The organism is Psychrobacter immobilis (assembly GCF_904846285.1).
In the GTDB taxonomy this organism is placed as follows: Bacteria; Pseudomonadota; Gammaproteobacteria; order Pseudomonadales; family Moraxellaceae; genus Psychrobacter; species Psychrobacter immobilis_D.
On sequence record NZ_CAJHAD010000002.1, the window covers coordinates 70,763 to 90,730 of the forward strand.

Annotated in this window: 22 protein-coding genes and 1 tRNA gene; 7 read left to right on the forward strand and 16 right to left on the reverse strand. The window is 42.4% G+C overall.

Annotated features, from left to right (window positions below; translation table 11 throughout):
* Positions 1-62 precede the first annotated feature (62 nt).
* Positions 63-668: a methyltransferase domain-containing protein gene (locus tag JMX13_RS02280; protein ID WP_201609340.1), complete on the forward strand. Its 606-nt coding sequence runs from the start codon at positions 63-65 to the stop codon at positions 666-668.
* Here JMX13_RS02280 and JMX13_RS02285 read toward each other — a convergent pair.
* Together JMX13_RS02285 and JMX13_RS02290 are read right to left on the reverse strand one after the other, a co-directional pair.
* Positions 646-1,326 (reverse strand): hypothetical protein, encoded by a 681-nt coding sequence (locus JMX13_RS02285; protein WP_201609341.1) that lies wholly within the window; start codon positions 1,324-1,326, stop codon positions 646-648. The two genes, JMX13_RS02280 and JMX13_RS02285, sit on opposite strands and share 23 nt — an antisense overlap.
* 45 nt (positions 1,327-1,371) lie before the next feature.
* A complete protein-coding gene (locus JMX13_RS02290; protein ID WP_201609342.1) occupies positions 1,372-2,280 on the reverse strand; it encodes a hydrogen peroxide-inducible genes activator in 909 nt (302 codons plus the stop codon).
* Positions 2,281-2,558: 278 nt separating this feature from the next.
* Here JMX13_RS02290 and ahpC point away from each other — a divergent pair, with 278 nt between their 5' ends.
* Entirely contained in the window at positions 2,559-3,125 is a 567-nt protein-coding gene (gene ahpC, locus JMX13_RS02295; protein WP_201544516.1) for an alkyl hydroperoxide reductase subunit C, read from the forward strand.
* 184 nt (positions 3,126-3,309) lie between these two features.
* Here ahpC and JMX13_RS02300 read toward each other — a convergent pair whose 3' ends face one another.
* Complete coding sequence (locus tag JMX13_RS02300; protein ID WP_201609343.1) at positions 3,310-3,558, reverse strand: YdcH family protein; 249 nt, start codon at positions 3,556-3,558, stop codon at positions 3,310-3,312.
* A 514-nt stretch (positions 3,559-4,072) separates the two neighbouring features.
* Here JMX13_RS02300 and ahpF point away from each other — a divergent pair.
* A complete protein-coding gene (ahpF, locus tag JMX13_RS02305) occupies positions 4,073-5,650 on the forward strand; it encodes an alkyl hydroperoxide reductase subunit F (RefSeq protein ID WP_201609344.1) in 1,578 nt (525 codons plus the stop codon).
* An 82-nt stretch (positions 5,651-5,732) separates the two neighbouring features.
* Here ahpF and JMX13_RS02310 read toward each other — a convergent pair whose 3' ends face one another.
* The 5 genes from JMX13_RS02310 to JMX13_RS02330 form a co-directional block, all read right to left on the reverse strand.
* Positions 5,733-6,485: a glutathione S-transferase gene (locus tag JMX13_RS02310; RefSeq protein ID WP_201609346.1), complete on the reverse strand. Its 753-nt coding sequence runs from the start codon at positions 6,483-6,485 to the stop codon at positions 5,733-5,735.
* Positions 6,486-6,634: 149 nt separating this feature from the next.
* The gene (locus JMX13_RS02315) at positions 6,635-6,967 is read right to left on the reverse strand and encodes a TIGR01244 family sulfur transferase (protein ID WP_201544531.1); all 333 of its coding nucleotides are present in this window, start codon (positions 6,965-6,967) and stop codon (positions 6,635-6,637) included.
* 81 nt (positions 6,968-7,048) lie between these two features.
* Positions 7,049-7,375 (reverse strand): beta-lactamase hydrolase domain-containing protein, encoded by a 327-nt coding sequence (locus JMX13_RS02320; protein ID WP_201609348.1) that lies wholly within the window; start codon positions 7,373-7,375, stop codon positions 7,049-7,051.
* A gap of 187 nt (positions 7,376-7,562) precedes the next feature.
* Entirely contained in the window at positions 7,563-9,272 is a 1,710-nt protein-coding gene (locus JMX13_RS02325) for a SulP family inorganic anion transporter (RefSeq protein WP_201609350.1), read from the reverse strand.
* 56 nt (positions 9,273-9,328) lie between these two features.
* The gene (locus JMX13_RS02330) at positions 9,329-9,700 is read right to left on the reverse strand and encodes a metalloregulator ArsR/SmtB family transcription factor (RefSeq protein WP_320158011.1); all 372 of its coding nucleotides are present in this window, start codon (positions 9,698-9,700) and stop codon (positions 9,329-9,331) included.
* Positions 9,701-9,983: 283 nt separating this feature from the next.
* Here JMX13_RS02330 and JMX13_RS02335 point away from each other — a divergent pair, with 283 nt between their 5' ends.
* A complete protein-coding gene (locus tag JMX13_RS02335) occupies positions 9,984-10,850 on the forward strand; it encodes an MBL fold metallo-hydrolase (RefSeq protein WP_201609352.1) in 867 nt (288 codons plus the stop codon).
* A gap of 233 nt (positions 10,851-11,083) precedes the next feature.
* The gene (locus tag JMX13_RS02340; RefSeq protein ID WP_201609354.1) at positions 11,084-11,521 is read left to right on the forward strand and encodes a thioredoxin family protein; all 438 of its coding nucleotides are present in this window, start codon (positions 11,084-11,086) and stop codon (positions 11,519-11,521) included.
* 120 nt (positions 11,522-11,641) lie between these two features.
* Here JMX13_RS02340 and JMX13_RS02345 read toward each other — a convergent pair whose 3' ends face one another.
* From JMX13_RS02345 to JMX13_RS02360, 4 genes are all read right to left on the reverse strand, one after another.
* Positions 11,642-12,043, reverse strand: coding sequence for a hypothetical protein (locus JMX13_RS02345; RefSeq protein WP_201609356.1), 402 nt, complete (start codon positions 12,041-12,043; stop codon positions 11,642-11,644).
* A 96-nt stretch (positions 12,044-12,139) separates the two neighbouring features.
* On the reverse strand, positions 12,140-12,499 hold the full coding sequence (locus tag JMX13_RS02350; RefSeq protein ID WP_201609357.1) for a SirB2 family protein: 360 nt from the start codon (positions 12,497-12,499) through the stop codon (positions 12,140-12,142).
* A 143-nt stretch (positions 12,500-12,642) separates the two neighbouring features.
* A complete protein-coding gene (locus tag JMX13_RS02355; protein ID WP_201609358.1) occupies positions 12,643-12,987 on the reverse strand; it encodes a BolA family protein in 345 nt (114 codons plus the stop codon).
* Between the two features lie 217 nt (positions 12,988-13,204).
* The gene (locus JMX13_RS02360; protein WP_201609359.1) at positions 13,205-14,017 is read right to left on the reverse strand and encodes a M48 family metallopeptidase; all 813 of its coding nucleotides are present in this window, start codon (positions 14,015-14,017) and stop codon (positions 13,205-13,207) included.
* Positions 14,018-14,527: 510 nt separating this feature from the next.
* Here JMX13_RS02360 and JMX13_RS02365 point away from each other — a divergent pair.
* Both JMX13_RS02365 and JMX13_RS02370 read left to right on the forward strand, forming a co-directional pair.
* A tRNA-Gly gene (locus JMX13_RS02365) sits at positions 14,528-14,602 on the forward strand.
* A gap of 303 nt (positions 14,603-14,905) precedes the next feature.
* Complete coding sequence (locus JMX13_RS02370; protein ID WP_201609360.1) at positions 14,906-15,697, forward strand: glucose 1-dehydrogenase; 792 nt, start codon at positions 14,906-14,908, stop codon at positions 15,695-15,697.
* 161 nt (positions 15,698-15,858) lie between these two features.
* Here JMX13_RS02370 and JMX13_RS02375 read toward each other — a convergent pair whose 3' ends face one another.
* The 4 genes from JMX13_RS02375 to JMX13_RS02390 all read right to left on the reverse strand — a co-directional run bounded on the left by JMX13_RS02375 (position 15,859) and on the right by JMX13_RS02390 (position 19,678).
* A complete protein-coding gene (locus tag JMX13_RS02375; protein WP_201609361.1) occupies positions 15,859-16,662 on the reverse strand; it encodes an SDR family NAD(P)-dependent oxidoreductase in 804 nt (267 codons plus the stop codon).
* Positions 16,662-17,807, reverse strand: a complete 1,146-nt coding sequence (locus JMX13_RS02380) for a hypothetical protein (protein ID WP_201609362.1) — start codon at positions 17,805-17,807, stop codon at positions 16,662-16,664. The genes JMX13_RS02375 and JMX13_RS02380 overlap by 1 nt, the downstream gene beginning before the upstream one ends.
* A 103-nt stretch (positions 17,808-17,910) precedes the next feature.
* Complete coding sequence (locus JMX13_RS02385; protein WP_201609364.1) at positions 17,911-18,819, reverse strand: LysR family transcriptional regulator; 909 nt, start codon at positions 18,817-18,819, stop codon at positions 17,911-17,913.
* A 247-nt stretch (positions 18,820-19,066) separates the two neighbouring features.
* Complete coding sequence (locus JMX13_RS02390) at positions 19,067-19,678, reverse strand: YceI family protein (protein ID WP_201609365.1); 612 nt, start codon at positions 19,676-19,678, stop codon at positions 19,067-19,069.
* Between the last annotated feature and the right edge of the window lie 290 nt (positions 19,679-19,968).

Below are 19,968 nucleotides of genomic sequence, written 5' to 3' on the forward strand. Positions count from 1 at the left end.
ATAACCGGATGTCATGCCTTAATCTGCTAAGATAAGGCTCTCTATCGAAACAAGGATGTCCTATGGAAAACGTCAATCAAGCGGAGTTTTGGCAGCAGCGTTATGAGCAGGACAGTATCGGCTGGGATATGGGGCAGGTGTCACCACCACTCAAAGCTTATATTGACCAACTGCCTGAATCTGCTAAAGAGCAATCGATTCTAGTACCGGGTGCGGGTAATGCTTATGAGGTAGGCTATCTGCATGAGCAAGGTTTTACCAATGTTACCTTGGTTGATTTTGCCCCGGCGCCGATTGCAGCGTTTGCTGAGCGTTATCCTGATTTTCCTGCTAAGCATTTAATCTGTGCTGATTTTTTTGAGTTATCGCCTGCGCAATATCAGTTTGATTGGGTGCTGGAGCAGACGTTTTTTTGTGCGATAAATCCATCACGCCGTGACGAATATGTGCAGCAGATGGCAGCGTTACTGAAACCAAATGGTAAGCTGATTGGTTTGCTGTTTGATAAAGACTTTGGACGAAACGAGCCACCATTTGGCGGTACAAAAGCTGAATACCAGCAGCGTTTTGAGCGTCATTTTGATATTGAAATTATGGAGACGAGCTATAACTCGCATCCGGCGCGGCAGGGCAGTGAGTTATTTATTAAGATGCGTGTAAAATCTTAATCTCACGCTTAATGTTTTCTCGAGCTTGTTCTTCTAGGCGGGAATGATAGTAATCAGTCAGATAAAGCGTTGGATGCGCTAATAATCCTTTTAACACTGATATGCGTCCGACGTGGTAATTGACGTTTGAGATGTGAGCATACTCTTGGCGTACGGCTTGTGCGTACTGTTCATACTCAGGCCAAGATGCCCCTAAAATACTTAAGTCCATATCTAGCAAATAGGCGGCATCGCTTTCTTTAGCTTTGTCTAAGTTTTTATCAATGTCGTCAATTTGATGGCTAGCCGTCATCATAATGAGCGCGTAGATATATTGGCATTGCTCAGCCGTTAAATAAGAACTTAAAGCTTCTACGGCATATTCTGCACTTTTAAGCTCATTATTTACGCACGTCGGCTCATATATCACATCATGATAAAACAGTGCCAATGCGATAATATGCGGCTCATTCAAATGTTGCTTAATTTGTTCGAACTGCCCAAACAACTGCTGAATATGCTGCAAGCTATGATAAACGCGCTGGCTTTCGTTATAGCGTACGGCAATATCTTGCCACAGCGCTTTTAATATTACTGGTTCGATTGCATTGTTAATAGCAAATAAATGCCACTCGAAAATCTTAGCAAGGTCAGTATTTATTTTTGACGAACGATCCATAGTTAACCTTCGTGTGATGACTCCTTAAGATTTAGAACCAGTGACTTATTCTTTATTAGCAGTATCTTCAAATGCTTGTTTGAATAATTGCCCAAGCAAATTAACATCATCGACGCGGGCATAATTCAAGCGGGTGACAAAAGCGATATGACGATGTGGTCCTTCCTCGGCTAATGGCACCGCGACTGCATTTTGATTTTGTAGATGCAGCTGATCGAGCGCCATCTCTGGCACTAATGTCGTCCCCATATTGGCAAGCGCCATTTGTATCAGGGTATTTAAGCTGGCATCAGAAAAGCTCGATTTCATTTGCGCACGGTCAAAATGACAGACGGTCAAGGTTTGATCAGTCAAGCAATGTCCTTCGCCTAATAGCATCAGATTGGCCGTTGCTAGCTCATCAGCATTGATGGTTTTAAGCTTGGCATGGACGTCGTCTTTTGGAAAGACGGCAAAGAAATCCTCTGCCCAGAACTCAAAAGTATGCAAACCATCGACCGCATAAGGTAGTGCAATAATCGCCGTATCAATGTGACCGTAGCGTACTTGCTCAAGCAAACGCTCGGTTTGCTGCTCGACAATGGTCATACGAAATTCTGGATAGTGTTCACGTAGCGCAGGCAACACTTTTGGCAGCAAATAAGGGGCAATCGTTGGAATGATACCGACGGTCATAGGGTAAGCAAGCGGCGATTGATGGCTATGCGCGCGCGTGGTCAAATCGTTGACTTCAGAAAACACCCGCTGCGCCCGCGTCAAAATGTCCTCGCCGATAGGCGTAATCAAGACTTGCTTATTATTGCGCTCAAAAATCTGCGTATCAAGCTGTTTTTCTAACTCTGCGATACCAAGGCTTAGCGCAGACTGTGAAATATTACAGTCTTCTGCTGCACGTTTAAAATGACGGTGTTTAGCGACGGCTAAGGCAAACTCGAGTTGACGTAAAGTAATCATAAAACCTCTCTATTAATGGGTTTTTCATGCGATTTGTTTTACTCATTTATCTTGTGTACTATAGCAATTTAATACTGATGTACAGATAAAAAAGTAGATAGAATAGTTTAACAAGTTTAATAAAACAAAACATCACATTAAAAACTTTTAATTTGATTAACCATAGAATTCGCGTATAGTTTGTCAGGTAGCCCAGAGATTAGAAGGGTTAATAGAAATAAACCTAAAATAAATTTTAATTACCTTACCATCAATCAACCAAAAAAAAGGAGCCAATCATGGCGTCTATTATCAATCAAGAAATCCCAGAATTTTCAGCAGAAGCGTTTGTAAACGGTGAGTTCAAAACCATCACCTCTGAAGACGTAAAAGGTAGCTGGGCGATTTTCCTATTTTACCCAGCTGATTTTACCTTTGTTTGCCCAACTGAACTTGAAGACATGGCAGCACATTACGAAGAGCTTAAAGGTTTGGGCGTAGAAGTGTACTCAGTATCAACCGATACGCATTTTACTCATAAAGCATGGCATGATTCTTCAGAAGCCATCGGCAAAGTAACTTACCCGATGATTGGCGATCCTACTGGCCGTATTACTCGTGGCTTTAACGTCATGATTGAAGAAGCAGGTTTGGCTGAGCGCGGTACATTCTTAGTGGATCCAGATGGCTTGATTCAAGTTGCTGAAATCCATGCAGGCGGCATCGGCCGTAGTGCAAAAGACATGCTACGTAAAGTAAAAGCAGCACAGTATGTTCGTGAAAATGACGGCGAAGTTTGCCCAGCAGCTTGGGAAGCCGGTCAAGCAACATTGAAACCAAGTCTTGATCTAGTCGGTAAAATCTAAGTCGGTATTTATTAGACTAAAATTATTGAATTAAGATTTTAGTATTATTTAAAGCGGTATTTGCTGATTGATAATACTAAATAAAGTGCTAAAAAAAGACCCCATTAACTTATGCTAATGGGGTCTTTTTTTGTCTCAATCTTATAAGACTTTATAATATCTAACCGTATAAACTAGCCACTAATTAAGCGTGAGATTGTATTTTATTTTTATCGATTATTTTATAAATCTCATCTTTTAGATGCAGTTTTCGCTTTTTCATTTGTTCTATTTCCTCATCGCGACTGGCATGCGTCACCAAATCTTTATCTAGCTGATTGATTTGCTGATCAAGCTGCGTATGTTCATCAAAAATAGTCGCAAAGTGGCTGTCTTTTTGTTTAAGCTCAGCAATAATTTCTCTGTTGTCTTGCCATGTATCCGTCTTTCTCATCTTGTCATCCTTGTTATGAAGCGCAAGCTTATTAAAGCAATAGCGCATTTTTAGTTAAGAGTGCTGTGATGAATTGCTATGATTGTGAGACTTCAATGTCATTAAGCCAAATCGTTATTCAGCTCAATTATAAACAAGTTTACTGGTAGCAGAAAGGGCGTTTAATAAGTGCAAATAACCATCAATCTACTGACAGGTAAATAAGATTTTTTCTTATTCGCCTCACTCGATTGTAGCGAAAAAATTTACTAGATACCATGACTATCATTATCTTTTATTTGTCAGTAGTTTTTAAATTAAATAATAATAACCATTTATGATTTGTTTTATAAAACGTAAGGTTTGAGTTTATCGGCTTGCTCAAAACGCCCAAACCCTTAATAATAGACGTATCAAAGGTGATAAGACAAGTATTTATAGCTTTTAAATCAGCGACTTAACTTATCACCAAACCCTATTTAAATGTCCAGCATCGTAGCTGACGTTACATATTTAATAATAATGAGGAACAAACATGATAGATCAAGATTTATTAGATGCAGTCAAAAGCTACAGTGAAAACATGACCCGTCCAATTACCTTTGTACTGGGTAGCGGCGAACATAGCAAGCGCGCTGAGCTGATTGATTTTTTGACTAAAATCGCTGGCACCACGGATAAGATTAATTTTGATAGTACAGCTAACGATGACAGCTTACCAAGCCCAATTAGTTTTAAAGTAGTCAGCCATATCGATGATGTATTGACCGATACGGGTATCGTTTTTAGCGGTATCCCTGGTGGTCATGAATTTACCTCGTTAATTTTGGCGATTTTGCAAGCAGGCGGTCATACTTTAAAACTGGATGAAGGCATTCAAAAGCTCATTAAGCGTTTTAATAAGCCGTTACAGTTTCAGACTTATGTGTCGCTATCTTGTCATAGCTGTCCAGATGTTGTGCAAGCGTTAAACCAATTTGCATTGCTTAACGATGGCATCAGTAATGAGATGATCGATGGTGCATTATTCCAAGAGCAAGTAGAAGCGAATAACATCCAAGGCGTACCAGCAGTGTTTTTAAACGGTAAGCCGTTTGCCAATGGTCTGATTGACACGGCTAAATTGATTGAAAAGTTACAAGAGCAATTTCCTGACTTATTGAGCGAAGTGGACGAGGACGAAAAGCAATTAGAGCAGCAAGATGTGACGATTATTGGTGCAGGCCCCGCTGGCGTTGCGGCAGCGATTTACACAGCGCGTAAAGGCTTAAAAGTGACCATGGTCGCTGACCGTATCGGTGGGCAAGTCAAAGACACGCAAGATATCGAAAACTTAATCTCTGTACCTTTGACGACCGGTAGTGAGCTGTCGGCGAACTTTGAAAAGCATTTGCACGAATATGACATTACGCTCAAAGAACATGTCAGCGTCAAAGAAATTAGTGAAACTGAAGATGAAAACTATCGTATTCATCTGAATACCGGTGAGACGTTTGAGACGCGCAGTATTATCTTAGCGACCGGTGCCCAGTGGCGTAAACTTGGTGTCCCAGGTGAAGATGAAAACGTCGGTAAAGGTGTTGCTTACTGTGCGCACTGTGATGGTCCTTTCTTTAAAGGTAAAGACATCTCTGTCATTGGTGGTGGTAACTCAGGCATTGAAGCGGCGTTAGACTTGGCAGGTATCGTGAAGCATGTAACCGTGCTTGAATTTGCGGATGACTTAAAAGCCGACCAAGTATTGATTAATAAAGCCAAAGAAAAAGCAAATATTGATATCATTACCAGTGCTGCAACGCAAGAGATTAAAGCGCAAGATGGTAAAGTGACATCTATCGTTTATCAAGACCGTAGCAGTAGTGAGACCAAAGAGCTTGATGTTTCAGCAGTGTTTGTGCAGATTGGTTTGGTGCCGAATACTGCGTTCGTCAAAGGCTTTGTCGATTTAAACCGCTTTGGTGAGATTGAGATTGATGAGCGTTGTCGCACCGATCGCAAAGGTATCTTTGCTTGTGGTGATGTCACGACCGTACCATTTAAGCAGATTAATATTGCGATGGGCGAAGGTTCAAAAGCAGCATTATCAGCGTTTGAATATTTGGTGATGCAGTAAGTTATTTAGCTTTTACCAAAGTCTTATACCCCTAAAGTCTACTATGACTTTAGGGGTATTTTTTTTGAGCATTGGTTAAGGTTTAATCTGCCAATACACCAGCTACCGAGAGTAATTCACCTGCTTCATCTTCTTTAATAACGCGTTTCTCTTTTAAAGCTGACTCGATCCAAGCATGTAGATGAGGATTGTTTAACATCGTCTCACAATACTGTTTGGTTATTGGTTTCAATGGTATACCCGAGGCATCGGCATAAGTCTGCAAGCGTAGAACCACAGGGGCGAAAAAAGCATCGGCAGCTGTGAATGCACCAAACAGATAGCTGTCTTTTGAACGATTTTTTAAACAATCTGCAAATATATTTTCTATACGAGCGATATCTTTTAAGCATGCAGCGCTTGGTTTTATTTTCGATTTAGCTCGAATGTTCATCGGCATCTCACTACGAATCCCCATCAGACCTGAATGCATCTCAGCGACGATGCTTTGGCAATAAGCGCTATTTATTCTGTTACTGGTATTATTCTTAGTATTAGACTTACTCAGTCCTGTCCAAACATCTAACTCTGTCAAATAATCATTGGCGTGAACGGCAATCGCTAAGGTATCCCAGACCGTGACTTTATCGCTGTTATTATCGTTGTCTTGACCATAAACCAAAACTGGTACTTTGCCGGTTGGCGCATGCTCATTAAGAAGGGCTGTCGCTGATGGATGAAACAGCTCAATCAGTTGCTCATCAAAATCAATGTTAAATGCCTTGAGTAGTAGCCAAGCTCGCAATGACCACGACGAATAATTTTTATTGCCGATGATGAGTAGCGGTTTTTGCATTATAAATTCCTATCAAGCGGTATCAGTAGGATCTTATTATGTCTTTAATATTGAGTAATAACCAGTCTATAGTTGAGTAATGTGCAAAAAAAAGCCCATCCAAAATCTGGACGGGCGTTTTTGAAGCAGTAGCAATTATATTTAAATTATTAATCGTCTAATAAATCCATACGCTTTGCCGCTTCATAAATACCTGTTGAGCGGTTACCGGTACGGCAAAAAATCAGCATTGGCTGCTCAGCTTGGTTAAAAAAGTCAGCAAACTCTTCGACATGGTTTTGATTAAGCTCACTACCGGCAAAAGACACTTCTTTATAAGCAAGTCCTGCTTTTTTAGCGGCGGCTTCAATCTCAGCACTGGTTGGTTGGTTTGGTTCTTCACCGTCTGGACGGTTGTTGATAATAGTTTTAAAACCATTTTCAGCAATCATAGGTACTTGGTCAGGGGTGATTTGTCCGGTAATACTAACTTGATGGCTCATAAGAGCTCCTTGTTATTTTTTAGCGTAAAAATGAAACTTTTGCGCTTGGATTAAAATATTTCAATAAAGCATATCTGCTCTCTACAACAAGCCTTGCATCAGCGCACTCTGATACAGTAATTTGGCGCGTGCACCCGTGCCGCAAAACATCAGGATGGGTTTGGGCATGGTGCGATAAAAAGCTGCAAACTGCTCGACAGTCGCCATGCTTAAACGGTCATCATCAAACGGTAAATGCTGATAAGTAAGGTTGGCTTTTGCCGTTGCACTGGTAAAGTCACAGCTATTGGGCTGCGTTTCCGTCTCAGCGTCAGGTCGAATATTGAGCACAGAGCGGTAGCCAAGCTCGGCAATTTTGACGCATTGGCTTGGGTAAATTTGCTTATAAATGGTTAAATCATCGGTCATAAGTTTTTCGGTCGCATATATTAAATGGCGTTAGATGTTCTGATGTTTCTAGAGACAGTAAGTTTTAAATCTAATAGTAATTTAGCATAACACAGCTTTTATCATATCTATCTTTTGTCACTGATGTTTTGTCACTGACAAGAACGCTTATTAATAATTTAACTTGAGTTGCATAAATGAAGTGTTATTAAACATCTTTAAGCGCATTGACCGCATCCATGGTACTTAAATAAACCTGCCCTGATAGATGAGTAATAACTGGTGTATGCTCAATAATATCCATCACTGGTCCCTTGATAAAGCTAAGGCTTAAGTATTTTTTTTGATTCAACAGTTCTTGATTGAGGCTGATAAGCATCTCTTGTCCGGTCAAATCAATATGATTGACCGCTGACATAATCAAGATAATTTCATGTGCTTCGGGATACTGCTGCGTTGCTTGTATGACCCTGCGATGCACGGATTCACTATTGCCAAAAAACAAGCTCTCATCGATACGCAGCATTAATAAATTGCTAAAGGTCACCACATCATGACGATTGATATTGCGAAAATGTCCCGTGCCCGCTAGCTGACCAACGACGGCGACATGCGGTTTGCTCGATTGCCAAATCAGGCTGGCAAAGGACACCATCAAACCGATGACCAAGCCCGTATTTAACCCAAATATTAGCACACCGATAAATGCCGCCAAAAAGCTTGCTGCATCTAAGCGGTCGCGTTGCCATGCTGACTTTAAAGTCGCCATATCAATGAGACCGACAATCGATGCCATGATGGTCGCGCCTAATAAAGCATAGGGCAGAGGTGCTAATAAATTGCCAAAAGCGATTAACGCTGCAATCATGACCAGTATTGTCACTAAACTTGCGACCGGCGTTTTAGCGCCTGAGTCAGCATTCATCGCGGTACGTGAAAAGCCGCCAGCGACTGTAAAGCTTTGAAAGAATCCGCCCGCCATATTGGCCAGCCCCAAACCCGTAAGCTCACGATTGGCATCAAAGGTTTCGCCGCGCAGGCGTGCGTAATTGCTAGCAACGGAACTGCTTGAGACAAAGATAATCAATGCCATCAAGCCTGCGCTCGGTAATAGGTTGAGCGCTTCATGAAAATCTGGCACGTATGGTAGGGTAAAAGTAGGCAGGCCCTGCGGAATAGTACCAATCGTTGCTACGCCGTGCGTTGTCCAACGCAAGCTCATGCTTAACACGATGGCAATAGCAAGTAAAATGAGCGGAAATAGACGCTCAGCCCACTTGGCATAAGAAGCCGATAACCAAGAGCGCCACACCCATTTGCTCGCATAACGGTTGGCAAACAACAGCGTAAAAGCAATGACGCCGATAACCAAGGTCAGTGGATGCAGCTGGCGGGCATACATCTGCATACTCGATAAATAACCGATGAGGCCATTACCTGCAATAGGAATCCCTGTCAGATATTTAAGCTGACTGACAAAAATCAGTACCGCCGCGCCACTGATAAAACCTGCAGATACGCCGCGACTGATAAACTGCATAATCCAGCCAAGCTTAAGGCGACCCGCCAGCCATAACATCGTCCCTACCATCAATGACAATAAACTGGCCATTAATATATATTGCTGCGTGCCCTCATTGGCATAAGGATGCAGACTGCTTGCCGTCATAATCGCAGTGATTGCGACGGGCCCTACAGCTTGCACATTACTTGAGCCTATCCACGCATACACCAGCACGGGTACGATAGCCGCATAGAGTCCATAGACAGGCGGCAATCCTGCTAGCACCGCATAGCCTAAGCTTTGCGGAATGACAAGCACCCCAACGACCAACCCCGCGATAATGTCAGTCGGCAGGGCAGACAGCTGATACTGACGTAACCAAGCAGGAATCAGACGAGTAGCGATAGAAGGCATAGCAATATGTCATCACAATAAAGAAAGTTAAAGACAATTAAAAACTAAATAACCAGTTAGGCGTCTGTTTTGGCACAAAAGCGTTCATACAATAACTGCAGTACCGATAACGCATCGTCGCTTGCGATACTATAGTAGATTTGCTTGCCTTCACGGCGAGTGGTAACCAACTCGTCTTTACGCAAGATACCTAGCTGCTGCGACAAGCTTGGTTGACCGACACCAACCAAGCCCTCAAGCTCACTGACACAGTACTCGCCTTGGGTCAGCTGACATAAGAGTAATAAGCGATCAGGATGCGAGAGCGATTTTAATAACTGGCTGGCTTGCATGGAGGCTTGTTGCATTTGCTCAGCAAGGTCTTTGGGCACAAAGTCTGCTACGTTGGCAGATGCAGGCGTGCCAGTGGGATTGGTAGTTGTGCTCAATGCTGAAGTTGAAGTAGTCAGAGCGAACTCCTTATTTAAGCTATAGATAAAAAAGGCAAAGTTTATAGATAAGATATGGTCATATATAGTTAATTATCAATGATATCGCGATTTATAGCAAGTTATCATTATTTACATTATATAAATTGATAAATTGTTAGCTGGTTGCTATAGTGGTACGCAAGATAGGTATTATGTACATTCAAATATTATAAACAAGTATTTATTATACGTAAGACTTCATTAAATAATAAAACATTCATATAAAAATAAAGAGGTAGCCATGCAAGTTCATTCCTTCTTACATAGCGACACAGAGACCTACACCCACGTACTGGCTGATGTGCAGCAGCAAGTGTGTGCCATTATCGATCCTGTTTTGGATTTCGATGCCAAGTCAGGACGTACGGATACCGCTAGTGTCGATAAGGTAATAGCGTTCGTGCGTGAGCAGGGTTGGGCGCTGGTTTATATTATAGAAACCCATGCCCATGCCGATCATATATCGGCCGCTATACATGTAAAAGAAACACTTGGCGGTAAGCTGGTCATCGGTCAACATATCACTGAAGTGCAAAAAATATTTAAGCAAATTTTTAACTTTGATAGCAGTTTTCGTACCGATGCCAGCCAGTTTGATATCTTGACCGATGATGGCGAAACCTTGGCACTGGGCGGCATTACGATTACTGCCATGTATGTGCCCGGCCATACGCGCGCGGATATGGCGTATCTTGCCGCTGACGATGAAAAAACCGTGGTTTTTGTCGGCGATACGCTATTTGCTCCCGATGTGGGTACGGCGCGCTGTGACTTTCCGGGAGGAGACGCCAAAACCCTGTATCAGTCTATCCAAAAACTGCTGGCACTCCCTGATGAGACCCTGATGTATCTGTGCCATGACTATCCAAGTCAAGGTCGCAAGCATTGCCCAACCACGACGGTAGCAGCACAAAAGCTCGGTAATATTCATGTTAAAGACGGTATTAATGAAGCCGAGTTTGTTGAGATGCGTGAGCGCCGCGATGCCAATTTAGAGATGCCGCGGCTGATTATCCCATCTGTACAACTTAATATTGATGGTGGTCATTTTCCGAAACCAGAAGACAATGGCACCCGTTATCTAAAAGTACCGATTAATGCGCTTTAGTAACTAGGGCGTGTCCTCAATATACAAGTAGCTCAGAAAATTACGCAGGCACAATACGAGTAGTGGCTATCCTAATGCTAATCTGTCTTATAAGCTTGCATTGTAAGTTTGCATAATGGAATAAAGCCAAAAAAAAGTGTGATTAAGATTCTTACGAATAATCCATTCACAAGCATTGAGTATGGGCGCTCTATTAAGATACGCGCCCAAGCTATGTATAAAGGAGTTGTATAATGACTGAGCAAAACTCTCATCTGGTCTGCCCACATTGCAGTGCAACCAATCGTGTACCCGCAACACGTCTTAATGCAGCACCGAACTGTGGCAAATGCGGTCAGCCATTATTAATGGCTAGTCCGCATGAACTAAATGCTCAAACGGTCAATAAGGTTATTCGAAAGAATGAGGTATTGACCATCGTTGATTTTTGGGCGAGTTGGTGCCAGCCGTGTTTGATGATGGCTCCACAGTTTAAAGCCGCGGCCAAGCAGTTGCCGCAAGTGGTTTTTGCTAAAATACAAACCGATAAATACGAGCAAGCGGCTGCTCCTTATAATATTCGTAGCTTGCCGACCATGGTGGCCTTTAAAAATGGCAAAGAAATCGCGCGACAGTCAAGTGCGTTACCTAGCGATCAAATCGTGCAATGGGTGAGAAGCTTAAATTCATAAGCTTTGATTGAGCTTTTACTGCTGATTATTAGATATAAAAAAGCCAATATGCTTATCGCGTATTGGCTTTTTTAGTCTGTAAATTACTTTTTAAAACTCTCAAACATGAACTATCGAATATTACTCACCATAAATCTTTATGCCATTGGCAAAGCTGCAACGTTGGATACGGGCAGACTGAATGATGGCATCACGCTCACCATAAAGTCTTGATAATTTGGCATCACGCGCTTGAGTATTGTTGCTTTTACCAACGCCAAAGCTAATATTAGGCGAGATACCCCAGCGTCCAGCGGAAACCCCAACGCCGACACCTGAGGCAGCTATGGTTGATTGCTCATTACGCGCCGCGTCGACATAGCGATTGACACGGTTATACTCTTGGCTCAGTGCTTGGCAATCATAACTTTGGTAGGTGCTTGGTGGTACGTATTGCGGGGTAATATTACCCGTTGAGGCGCAGCCCGAGAGAGCAAAAACGCCAGCTGTTGCGAGTAGTGTTGCTGCAGTAAGAGTTTTCATAATGGCTCCATAAGGCTACGTTGAGAGGTTTATATTTATTTAAGATAGCAAAAAACCGTGAATTAAGATATTGAAAAATATATCGTTTAGCACCGCTTAAAACAAATTTCCCGGCTTGCTAAAGGCGAGTGCCACGATACCAACATAGGCGATACCTGCGATAAGAATGCCGGTTTTTCTTTGGCTGGGTGTGGCATTGTCATTAAAGGCTTTGATACTGGCACTGAGCGCCGCAACGAGTAAGATGATTTTTGCAAATACCCACTGCACCGGCGCATTAACGCTCATCAATTGCACCAGCATACCAGCCCCTGAAATGATAATGACGGCATAGAGGATGTGGGTAGATATTTTTACCGCAAATGGTGGCTTTTTGTTTGTGCCTAATACCACATAGCTTTGGTATAAAAACAGCGCAATCAACAGGACAGCCATGAGCATATGTAGGTGTTTCATTGGATAAATTTTCCTTTAAAGGTGCCGTTTGCGAGCTTATCTATATTATTTGGGAACAGCATTTAAGAGCAGTATTTAAGAATGATATTCAACGATAATGTTCAATAGTGGTTTTTCAAAGTCAGTTGTTCAAAAATAGCGACCTAGCCTTTGTTTTGTCCAGCGCATAATGGGCTGTCAGGGCTTTGACCTTGCCACTCTGTTGGCGTATAAGCATGGATAGCCAACGCATGGATTTGACCGCCTTGTGAGGTCAATAGCTCATTTGCCAGAGCATATACGAGCTGATGACGGCCAACCAAACGTTTGCCCTCAAAGGCGTCACTGACAATGGTCAGTTTAAAGTGGCTTTCTTTACCATCAAAATAACCGGCATGATTCATTGATTCATTCACCAGTTCAATATGCTGCGCTTGCAGGGCTTGTAGCTTATTATTAAGAGCATCGGCGGTCGGGGTGTTGGTAGGCGTATTAGTAGTCATAGTCATCCTTATTTTATGCGACTGCACCATCTAAATGGCTGATTGCACCCATTATAGCAGACGCTGACAATTGTGCCGCTATGCTGTACGCAGTAGACCTGCATTAGCATAGCAAAATGCTTTAGTAGCACCCATAAAAAAGCAGAGCGTAATTATTATTACACTCTGCTGTTATTAGTTGTCCACATTTTCTATTAGATTAAAATCTAATGTTTATACAAAACTAGCGACGTGATTGTTGATAAATCGGCATCACTTTAGGCATCAATGATTGCAATTGCGCAATACGGTTGCTGCTGGTTGGGTGAGTGCTCAAAAATTGTGGTGGCTCACCTTGGCTGGCGCGTTGCATTTTTTGCCATAAGGTAATCGCAGCTTGTGGGTTGTAGCCTGCACGTGCCATCAGCTCAAGACCGATTTGGTCGGCTTCTGCTTCTTGCGTGCGGCTGTGTGGACGGCTAAGACCTAAGTCACCAGCGACGTTAGCAAGCTCTGCCTGACCTTGTGACAGACCAAAGATACTAGCAGCGACACCGATACCTGTTTGCGTCGCGTATTGACGCGATAGGCGCTCACGTGAGTGCTCACGTAGGGCGTGTGATATCTCATGACCCATGATAGCGGCAATTTCGTCATCCGATAAACTCAAGCGATCGATGATGCCTGAATAAAACATAATCTTACCACCTGGCATAACGAAAGCGTTCAACTCATTAGACTTAATCGTATGAACTTCCCAAGGCCATTTCGTTGCATCAGGGCGATAGACGCCCACTTGACCGACCAAACGGTTCGAGATGTTTTTAAGGCGGTTTAGCTGTGCTTTATTGGTATCAAGTAAACCACGCGCCTTTGCTTCTTGCAGGGTTTTAGCATAACTTTGCGCCGATAACTGCAGTACTTGCTCGTTTGAAACCAGTAATAGCTGCTGACGGTCAACACCGACGGCACCGGTACTCGTCGTGCTAGAACAACCTGTCATTGCCAACGCGGATAATGATGCCGCCATAACGGTAGTGGTAATTAGCTTTTTCATAAAACGTCCTCGCTGTAAATGGAAAAAATAAAGTGAAACAATGCCAATATCAAAACAGTAAAGGTAAGGGCAGCTTATTATTGAAATTCTACTACCACTCAGCCATCCACTAAAACAGTAGAATTTTACCCCAACTGTCATTAGGCATAAGTATAATAATGTTAACAAGTTAAAACCTAGACAGAAAAAGTAACAATAGGCGGTAGGATTGTAAGTGAGATTTTTAAACCATGTTTGTAAGCGATGTTGGTAAAGTAAATCGTTAAAATAGCTTGTATCGCTATATTAGAATTATTCTTTATATTTGTTTAAAATTATTTTTCTTATAGCGCTAATTAAAATACTGTCCAAAATCAATAGGATAAGCATAGACGCTTCTCCGAAAAGGCTTAAACAGTATAGTCTTAGTTAAAATCTTAAAAAAAGCTATTGACACGCCCAGAATATTTGCTAAAATAGCCAGCCTATCGAGACGTAGTCGTTGTTAACAACATTATGATTTGATATTCAGCGGGAATAGCTCAGTGGTAGAGCATAACCTTGCCAAGGTTGGGGTCGAGAGTTCGAATCTCTTTTCCCGCTCCAAATATGGCTTGCAAAAGCGCTAAATCTCCACTTCTTATAATAAGAAGTGGAGATTTTTTTTATGTCTAAAATTTAGAAAGTAGGTTTGCAGCTCTATTAAAAATTTATAGGCATATTAACAACTGCTGCATTAAAAAATGCGACCGTTACAAAATACGGATGATTTGACATACTTATTTAATCTTAGCCGCGCATACTTACCTCTAGTTAGTTAGGGATGAATAGTCAGTTAGATATAAAAAAGTGCGTTCAATATAATAGTCTCTAGCTTTTGACAATAATAACGATAAATAAGGAATGAATATGCAAGATTTTAAACATAAAGCATTCAACGAATTGTTCGATTTAACCGGCAAAACAGCGATTGTGACGGGCGGCGCTAATGGAATCGGTAAGGCTACTGCATTGCGTTTGGCGCAAGCGGGCGCAAATATCGTCATCGCAGATTTAAAAATAGAAGATGCCAATAAAGCCGCCAAAGAAATAGAAAGCTACGGCGTTAAAGCCTTGGCTGTTGAATGTAATATTTTAAAAGATGATGATTTGGTAGCGATGGTCGATAAAACGCTAGAGGTATTTGGTCGTATCAATATCCTGATTAGTAACGCCGGCGGCGGTGGCGGTGGTCAAGAAAATCCGTTTAAAATCTCTGTTGATGATTTCCGTCGCGACTTTGAGCTAAATGTCTTTAACGCGTGGCGCTTATGCCAGTTATGCGTGCCACATATGAAAAAATCAGGCTATGGCTCAATCGTAATCACCACATCGATGTCGAGTATCAATAAGAGCCCAGATATGAGCGGCTATGCTGCATCAAAAGCGGCGGTCAATCATATGGTCGCTAACCTGACCCATGATTTTGGTCCTGAGGTGCGTATCAATGCCGTCGGTCCTGGTGCCACGCGCACTGCAGCGTTAGAGAGTGTATTGACGCCTGAGATTGAAGAGAGAATGCTATCGCATACGCCTATCAAACGCTTAGGCGAAGCCGATGATATCGCTGGTGCGATGTTATATTTTGCGTCGCCTATCTCTGAGTGGGTCAGTGGGCAGACGTTATTTGTTAATGGCGGCGGTGTGCAAACGTTAGACTAAAATTAAGATTAACGATAATAGCTAGTGTAGAGAACTTGTCATAAAAAAGCGTCACCTAACTAAATGTTGGGTGACGCTTTTTTATGGAGATTATTTTTAACTTACTGATTAAAACTCGATGGCGGCGAAATTTTAATGCAAATAAGCCATTTTTAGAGACGCTATTTTCTAAGCGAAAAAGCGACGGTCTTATTGCCTATCCAATTAACCCAACTGACAGGAAGGAGACGCAGCTGTAATCTAATCAAGTTTGCCATCACGCCCGGTACGACCAAGAACTGCCGCTTTTCTACGCCTTTGAGCATAGATTTAACCGCATCGTCAATTTTTAATTCACCAGCCAGTTTTTTCATGCCGACACCAGCTTGCGCCATGACGCCGACTTCTGCTTGGGTCAGTGGCGTATCTATCGGTGGTGGTGCAAAGACAGTGATATCAATACCATCAGGCTTCCATTCAAAACCGATAGATTGCATCATGCCCCAAATAGCAAATTTTGAGGCGCTATAAGAGCTGTAGCCATAACTGCCAGTGAAGGACGCCATCGAAGCAGTAACCATGACTTGATCGCCACGTGACAAAAACGGTCGCACGGCAGCTAGAACATTGCGCGTGCCGAATAGATTGATAGTCAGTACGCGCTCAAACTGTTCTTGGCTCATCTCATCAAACGTCCAAGGCCCTGTAATCCCGACGAAATGCATCAAGATATCAGGCGATAGCTTGCTGGCAGCCTCAGCGATTTTCTTGGCTGTCGTATCGGCGTCGGTGACGTCCAATTCATAGCTGATAATCGAAGCTTTGTTTTTGTTCAAGCCTTGCAGCGTGACAACGGCTTTATCAAGCGCTTGTCTATCAAACAAGACCAAATTTGCATCTTGTTGAATCAGCTGCTTAGCCGTTTCAAGTCCGATACCAGATGCCGCGCCAGTGATATAGATATTTTTACCGGTAAAGTAACCCATCACGCGCTTTCCTTTTGCAATGAGCTGTCTTTTATCGAGCTTGGTTGGTTTATCGAGCTTGGCTGTTTTGCTGATTTTTTCTGTAAGCTGCCAAACTTTGCCTCACCGATTAAATGACTGACTTTATGCCCAGGAATTAGCCAGTAGGGCGTCGCCTCGCTACTTGAGGCGCAGTTAGGGAAGTCAGGGTTTTTAGAGGGACCAGCAATGGTTTTCTCGACGACCATCGAGATATATTGGTCGTTACTGCCTTCTAGCGTGTTGCCGTTTAAAATCACTTCCATGCCTGTCTGTTTAGCATAACGACGGATGGCATTTACTTTCGAATTCATCGGTGCATAAGCATCCGCGCCGACGCCATTTTCTGAAGTCACTCTTATACCGTCAGCGACGCGCGCAACTAACGAATGATTGCCTTCGGTATGACCGGGGGTATGCACCAGGGCGACGCCTTCGCCCAATTGAATGCTACCCGTAAACTTAATCATTTTGTCAGGATCGACACCTTCGATACCATTTGGGCAATACCAATCTGCTTGCACAGGTAGTAATGAGGTAGTACTTAACCATTCTTGCTCATGAACCAATAACTTAGCGTTGGGGAAATAGGCAGCTTTATCTTTAGTGCCGAGCCAGCGGCGGACGTCTTGAGTATGAAGGTGGTCGTAGCTAATATAATCAACGTCTTCTGGAGACAAGCCGACTTCCGCTAAGGCACCAGTGACATCACGAATGATAGGCGCAACAACACCTTCAAGCGGCGACCAACTGGGCATTTTATCCGTTAAGCGTTTAAAGAAGGGTGTTTCACGATCCGCTTCGATATCAGAGGGAGAAAACAATAAGGTTTTTAATTCGCCTAAGAAATCATGATACTGAATGATAAAGATACGGTTTAGGATATGAAGATAGGGGAATTTATAGGTGCTTTGGGTATAGACGCCACTGTAGGCGTACCATGTCGGGTAGGGCACGCGCACCATGTCGGCGCTTTGATAAAATTGTACCGGCGCTTCATCCATAAAGCGTTCTCTAAAAGCGCTTGCTTGCTTGCGGGCTGCTTTTAGGCGCTCTTGTGGTAATGGACTTTGGCGAACGTCGTCAAAATCGTGAATGGCTTTCATGCCGAGTGATGTTAAATCCATGTTGCATCTCCTTATGACTGATGGATATCTTAAAATAATACTAACAGTATTGTTTTAAGATTTATAGCGACTTTAAAAAACTGCTCAGTTTACTGAGTTAGGTCTATGAAAATTTATCCCAATAAGGGTCATCACCAAAACGCTCGGCTATGAAATCAATGAGATAGCGACAGCGCTGTGATAAAAAGCGGTTTTTAGGATAGACAGCATAAGCGTTTAAAGTGGGCAATTGATACTGTTGCATAATGGGCACAAGCTCACGACTGGCTAAGGTTTTATAAGTAATAAAAGTGGGCAAAAAAGCGATACCATGTCCCTTTACGGCCATATCGCGCAAAAAGTCACCGTTATTCACTTTTATTTTTGAGTTGATGGCGACTTGATGCCTCTTGCCTTGCTCGTCTATCAGCTCTATGGTGCTGGATTTGCTCAGACCATATTGTAAAAACTCATGCTCTGCCAAATCCTCGATGGTTTTAGGCGTGCCCATTCTACTCAGATATTCAGGGCTGGCACATAAGGCATAACGAATCAGCGCCAAACGTTTGGCCTGATAACTAGAATCTTGCAGCTCTCTGATCCGAATGGCTAACTCAAAGCCTTCTTCTACCAAATCCGTATGCCGATCAGAAAAATCCAATTCAAAGTTTAAATTGGGGTGCTGATTGGCATATTCATCGATGACATCATTTAAATGCATCAAGCCAAATGACAGTGGCGCGGTCATCTTCAAGGTACCCTCGATACGTGTCGGCGCGCCACTGGTTTCCTCATTTAGCGCGTCGACCTCGCTGAGTATATTGTTCACCTTTTGGTAATATTGCTCACCGGCTTGGGTCAAGTTGGATTGGCGCGTGGTGCGGCTAATAAGCTGACTGCCCAAACGTGTCTCTAAATCCTTAAGACGACGGCTAACGGCTGATTTGGCAATATTTAATTGTTCAGCAGCCTTGGTAATGCTGCCTGCTTCGACAATGCGAACAAACATCGCCATGTCTTCTAGTTGTCCCATCCTAGCTACCTCATTATTGTTATTTAACTATTATTATTTTGCTATATCGTATGATGACCATGATATAAAACGGTTATTTCCCAAGTGTTTTCTTTATCTAAGTATATATTTAATATATCTATTTTATTTACTATTAACGATACAAAAGATAAAAGGCTGAGTTAAAAACCCAGCCTTTTATCAATAAAGCCAAATAATCGAGACTGTGTTCAATCTAAAAGCATTATCTTAAATGGATAAATTACCCTTATTTAAGAGCTGCTTTTTTACTGCCTTCTACCTGAACGACCAGTTTGATGTCCTTCATCATCCCGCCATCGGTAAAGGTATTGATGCCCCATTTGGTTCTATCGATAGTGGTTTCAAAATCACCACCACAAGCTTCAGCTTTTAATAAAGGACTGTCATAGCAGTTAAATTTAGTGGCTTTTAAAGTCACTGGATGAGTCTTACCAAGCAGGGTTAAATCACCTTTGACCGCTTTAACTTTATCGCCATCAAACTCCCATTTGGTCGATTTGAAATAAGCGGTTGGATATTCTTGTACGTTAAAAAAATCTGCAGATTTTAGATGGCCGTCAAAAGCTTTAATGCCTGTGCTCAAGCTGCCCATAGGGATGGTAATACCGACAAAGCCTTTTTTCTCTTTAGGCGCGTATTCAAGAATACCCGATAGATTATAGAAGCCGCCCGCGTTGGTAGAAGTACCAAAATGATCGACAGAAAAGCGCACGGCGGTATGATGCGGGTCAAGCTCATAAGTTGCAGCGTGACCTAGTGTGCTAAGCAGACCAAGCGTACCGATAGCAGCAAAAGCAAGCGCGCGATTTGTTTTTTTAATAGAACTTACAGTGATCATAAATCATCCTTTTTTTAAGTGAGTAGGTAGAAGTAAGTATAGCGTCGAGTAAATATACTGCCTTGGTTAATTATTATCTCAAAGACTGAATCGGTTTTAAGAATCTTCAGTTTAAAAACTATTCGTTTCAAAATTTAGCGTTAAGTATATCTTATATACCAGCACAATAAGTGTAGCAAAAAATATGATGTTAGACGCTAAACCGTACCGAAAAATGCTTCTCTCTGTGGCGTCTTATATCATTGTTCAAATGTTAACTGTTTCTGTAACAAGCATAAGTAACGAGCCTA

What these genes read in the sequence shown, in the direction of transcription:
- JMX13_RS02300 (WP_201609343.1), bottom strand. Translation starts at nt 3,558, where the DNA reads ATGAGAAAGACGGATACATGGCAAGACAACAGAGAAATTATTGCTGAG.
- JMX13_RS02325 (WP_201609350.1), bottom strand. Translation starts at nt 9,272, where the DNA reads ATGCCTTCTATCGCTACTCGTCTGATTCCTGCTTGGTTACGTCAGTAT.
- JMX13_RS02340 (WP_201609354.1), top strand. Translation starts at nt 11,084, where the DNA reads ATGACTGAGCAAAACTCTCATCTGGTCTGCCCACATTGCAGTGCAACC.
- JMX13_RS02290 (WP_201609342.1), bottom strand. Translation starts at nt 2,280, where the DNA reads ATGATTACTTTACGTCAACTCGAGTTTGCCTTAGCCGTCGCTAAACAC.
- JMX13_RS02285 (WP_201609341.1), bottom strand. Translation starts at nt 1,326, where the DNA reads ATGGATCGTTCGTCAAAAATAAATACTGACCTTGCTAAGATTTTCGAG.
- JMX13_RS02345 (WP_201609356.1), bottom strand. Translation starts at nt 12,043, where the DNA reads ATGAAAACTCTTACTGCAGCAACACTACTCGCAACAGCTGGCGTTTTT.
- JMX13_RS02350 (WP_201609357.1), bottom strand. Translation starts at nt 12,499, where the DNA reads ATGAAACACCTACATATGCTCATGGCTGTCCTGTTGATTGCGCTGTTT.
- ahpC (WP_201544516.1), top strand. Translation starts at nt 2,559, where the DNA reads ATGGCGTCTATTATCAATCAAGAAATCCCAGAATTTTCAGCAGAAGCG.
- JMX13_RS02315 (WP_201544531.1), bottom strand. Translation starts at nt 6,967, where the DNA reads ATGAGCCATCAAGTTAGTATTACCGGACAAATCACCCCTGACCAAGTA.
- JMX13_RS02355 (WP_201609358.1), bottom strand. Translation starts at nt 12,987, where the DNA reads ATGACTATGACTACTAATACGCCTACCAACACCCCGACCGCCGATGCT.
- JMX13_RS02280 (WP_201609340.1), top strand. Translation starts at nt 63, where the DNA reads ATGGAAAACGTCAATCAAGCGGAGTTTTGGCAGCAGCGTTATGAGCAG.
- JMX13_RS02385 (WP_201609364.1), bottom strand. Translation starts at nt 18,819, where the DNA reads ATGGGACAACTAGAAGACATGGCGATGTTTGTTCGCATTGTCGAAGCA.
- JMX13_RS02370 (WP_201609360.1), top strand. Translation starts at nt 14,906, where the DNA reads ATGCAAGATTTTAAACATAAAGCATTCAACGAATTGTTCGATTTAACC.
- ahpF (WP_201609344.1), top strand. Translation starts at nt 4,073, where the DNA reads ATGATAGATCAAGATTTATTAGATGCAGTCAAAAGCTACAGTGAAAAC.
- JMX13_RS02335 (WP_201609352.1), top strand. Translation starts at nt 9,984, where the DNA reads ATGCAAGTTCATTCCTTCTTACATAGCGACACAGAGACCTACACCCAC.
- JMX13_RS02310 (WP_201609346.1), bottom strand. Translation starts at nt 6,485, where the DNA reads ATGCAAAAACCGCTACTCATCATCGGCAATAAAAATTATTCGTCGTGG.
- JMX13_RS02380 (WP_201609362.1), bottom strand. Translation starts at nt 17,807, where the DNA reads ATGGATTTAACATCACTCGGCATGAAAGCCATTCACGATTTTGACGAC.
- JMX13_RS02390 (WP_201609365.1), bottom strand. Translation starts at nt 19,678, where the DNA reads ATGATCACTGTAAGTTCTATTAAAAAAACAAATCGCGCGCTTGCTTTT.
- JMX13_RS02360 (WP_201609359.1), bottom strand. Translation starts at nt 14,017, where the DNA reads ATGAAAAAGCTAATTACCACTACCGTTATGGCGGCATCATTATCCGCG.
- JMX13_RS02375 (WP_201609361.1), bottom strand. Translation starts at nt 16,662, where the DNA reads ATGGGTTACTTTACCGGTAAAAATATCTATATCACTGGCGCGGCATCT.
- JMX13_RS02320 (WP_201609348.1), bottom strand. Translation starts at nt 7,375, where the DNA reads ATGACCGATGATTTAACCATTTATAAGCAAATTTACCCAAGCCAATGC.